Origin of the sequence: Flavobacterium azizsancarii, assembly GCF_027980145.1 — a bacterium.
Lineage (GTDB): Bacteria > Bacteroidota > Bacteroidia > Flavobacteriales > Flavobacteriaceae > Flavobacterium > Flavobacterium azizsancarii.
On record NZ_JAMZNK010000092.1, the window covers coordinates 1 to 3,404 of the forward strand.

The 3,404-nt window shown below is 31.1% G+C and carries 2 protein-coding genes; both read left to right on the plus strand.

All coding sequences use genetic code 11. From position 1 onward, the window contains the following. Positions 1-459: 459 nt before the first annotated feature. The gene (locus NJT12_RS24685; RefSeq protein ID WP_271338765.1) at positions 460-2,451 is read left to right on the plus strand and encodes a DUF349 domain-containing protein; all 1,992 of its coding nucleotides are present in this window, start codon (positions 460-462) and stop codon (positions 2,449-2,451) included. A gap of 391 nt (positions 2,452-2,842) precedes the next feature. Continuing rightward, positions 2,843-3,259: an OsmC family protein gene (locus NJT12_RS24690; protein ID WP_271338766.1), complete on the plus strand. Its 417-nt coding sequence runs from the start codon at positions 2,843-2,845 to the stop codon at positions 3,257-3,259. The last annotated feature ends 145 nt before the right edge of the window (positions 3,260-3,404 follow it).

The window sequence follows — 3,404 nt, forward strand, 5'->3', positions numbered from 1 at the left end:
ATATCATCTTTACTAAGTGATGATAAAGGACGATTTGACTGGCGTACTTTGCGTCGGAATAAGTGGCGACCATTGTCGCGGAATCGTGGGGTACTTTCGTCGGAATATCTACTTACAAACTAATTTATATAATATCAGATCAAGTATCACTTTTTAACGCTGGAAATAGAAACATTTTTATTACCTCAATATTACTCTTCATTTTTTTTCAAATCAAAATAAAACCACAAATTCATCCTTAAAATATTATTTTGATTTCATTTTTCTAAAAATTATAATAATTCAGAATTTAAATTTACTTCAAAAAATCGGCAAAAAAAACGATATCATATTCGTAAATTACTGGAACAAATAGGAATTTCACCTTAAAATAGCGTATAAACAAACGATTTATTTTGTATTTAGAAACACCTTTAGTATCTTTCGCTCTGTTTAAAATAAAAACCTTATACATTTAAAATGTTAGAAGAAAAGAATGATAACCTGCAGGAAGCAGACGGAAAATTAGAAATCGAAATTAGCGATTCTACTCAAGATAATGCAATTGATACAGCGGAGCCTGAAACAGCTGCTGAAATTTCGACTTCAGAGACTGAAACTGAAGCAGAAAATACAGCTGACACGACAGAAACCAATCATCAGACTGCACTAGACGCTATTACCAATTCGAATGCTGAAGAAAGTGAAGATGAAACGCTAAAAGAGCGTCATGACATTCCTATGCAGGATTACGATACATTTACTTTAGATGCACTTGTTGATGAACTTAAAAAATTGATCAATACAGATAAAGTAATGTCTGTAAAAGAGCATATTGAAGAAATTAAAAAGTCGTTTTTATTACAATACAATCACCTTATTGAGGAGAAAAAAGAAGAATTTAACGCTTCTAATCAAGATCCAAATGAGGAATTTGAATATCATTCTCCCTTAAAATCTAAATTTGACGAATATTATAATGTTTTTAGAGAAAAAAGAAATGCTCATTTCAAGCATTTACAAACGAATTTAAAAACGAATTTAGAAAACAGGCTTGCCATAGTTGAGGAACTTAAAGAGCTTATCAACCCACAGGAAAACATCAAGGACACTCTTAAACATTTTAATGATTTAAGAGAAAGATGGAAAAATGCAGGAGCAATTCCAAAAGACAAATACAATCACGTTTGGAATAATTACCACTTTCACGTAGAGAATTTTTACGATTATCTACATTTAGATCGTGAAGCAAGAGATTTAGATTTCAAATACAACTTGGAGCAAAAACAAAAAATCATTGCTCGTGTAGAAGAATTAGCAAATGAAACTGATATCAGTAAAGCATTTCGCGAATTACAGGATTTACACAGGATTTGGAAAGAAGATATTGGACCGGTTTCTAAAGAACACCGTGATACTATCTGGAATAAATTTAGCGAATTGACTAAAAAAATTCACGATAAAAGAGAAGTTTTATTTGAAAGCCAAAGAGCAAACGAACAAAATAATCTTGAAGCAAAAAAAGAGATCATTGCAAAAATCGAGGTTTTAGGAACTGAAAAAGTAAACTCCCACTCTCAATGGCTGGTACAAATTCAAAAAGTAGAAGCACTTAGAAATGAGTTTTTTGCTGCCGGAAAAGTACCATCTGATGTTAATGAAGAAACGTGGGCTGCTTTTAAAACTGCCGTTAGAAATTTTAATTCTTTTAAAAATTCATTTTACAAAGACATTAAAAAAGATCAAAACGACAATTTAAATAAAAAAATGGCTCTTGTTGCAAAAGCCAAGGAATTACAAGAAAGTACTGATTTTGGCGCTACAACTCCTGTTATGAAACAAATTCAGGAAGAGTGGAAACAAATTGGCCATGTTCCTAAAAAATATTCAGACAAAATCTGGAAAGAATTCAAAGATGCTTGTAATCATTATTTTGATAAATTAAAGGAACACAAATCTGAAGAAAACGTTGACGAAGTTGCTGCTTTTGACAATAAAAAAGCATATCTGGATGTTTTGAGAGCCTACCAACTTACCGGTGATCACAAAACTGATCTTGATGCAATAAAAGCACATATCGAAATCTGGAAAGGTTATGGAAAAGTACCTTTTGCAAGGCGCCATATCGAAGGAAAATTCAATAAAATTTTAGATGCTCTTTTTGAAAAATTAAGTTTGAGTAAAAAAGAAACTGAAATGATGCGTTTCTCTAATAGAATTGATTCTTTATCTGATAATAACGATACTCGTAAATTAGACAATGAAAAGATTTTCCTAATGCGTAAAATTGAAGAAGTTCAGAATGAAATTTTCCAATTAGAGAATAACATTCAGTTCTTTGCAAATACTAAAAATGCAAAAAAAGAGAATTCTATCGTTCTTGAAGTTCGTAAAAACATTGCTATCCACAAGGAAAGCCTTGAGCTTTGGAAAGATAAACTAAAACAGTTACGTAATCTGGGTCAGGAATAGACTTTAATTTATATATTAAATTTATTAAGGAGTAATGATATTTTTCATTGCTCCTTTTTTTTGTGGTTATTGTTGGAATGAATTTTACCACAAAGATCGCGAAGGTTTTTTTTATAATAGAGTATATTGACAAACACAAAGTTTCCAAAGCTGGTTCACCACAAAGCTTTGCGAACTTTGTGTTTTTCTGTGCACAATCCAAAATTAACCCTTTGCGAACTTTGCGGTAAAATTTTTCATTCCTATTTCATACTTGAAACCTGAAACTTAACAATCTCAACTTAAATTCATAAAACAATTCTCTAAAATATTGATTATATTTGATAACCACATCATTTTTTGATGCTCTATAAATGAACAAATTCAATTATTAATCCTAATAACAACGAAGATGAAATTTACAAGAAAAGCGAATGCCAATTGGAAAGGAACAGGCATGGAAGGAACAGGAAGTATAAGTACACAAAGTACGACACTGGATAATGCTCAATTATCATTTAAAACAAGATTTGCTGACGGGGTTGGAACAAATCCTGAAGAATTGATCGCAGCAGCACATTCAGGCTGTTTTACGATGCAATTAAGTTTTTTACTTAACGAAGGCGGTTTTACGGCAGATGATTTAAATACAGAAGCGACAGTTACTTTTGAAGACGGGACAATTACATTAATCCATTTAGACCTAAAAGGAAAAGTTCCAAATATTTCAGCTGAAGAATTTGAAAAAACGGCTGCAAAAGCAAAAGAAATCTGCCCGATTTCTAAACTTTTAAATACCACAATTACACTTTCTGTAACTTTAGAATAGAAATTTAATCAAAAAAAAAGCCATCTTATTCAAAACGAGGGCACTGAAAAACATCCCTTATTTTTGATCAGGTTTATTTTTTAGACAATAAAAAACGCTTATAACAGGATTTAAAAATATCCGTTATAAGCGTTTTTCGTTTTAT

What these genes read in the sequence shown, in the direction of transcription:
- NJT12_RS24685 (WP_271338765.1), top strand. Translation starts at nt 460, where the DNA reads ATGTTAGAAGAAAAGAATGATAACCTGCAGGAAGCAGACGGAAAATTA.
- NJT12_RS24690 (WP_271338766.1), top strand. Translation starts at nt 2,843, where the DNA reads ATGAAATTTACAAGAAAAGCGAATGCCAATTGGAAAGGAACAGGCATG.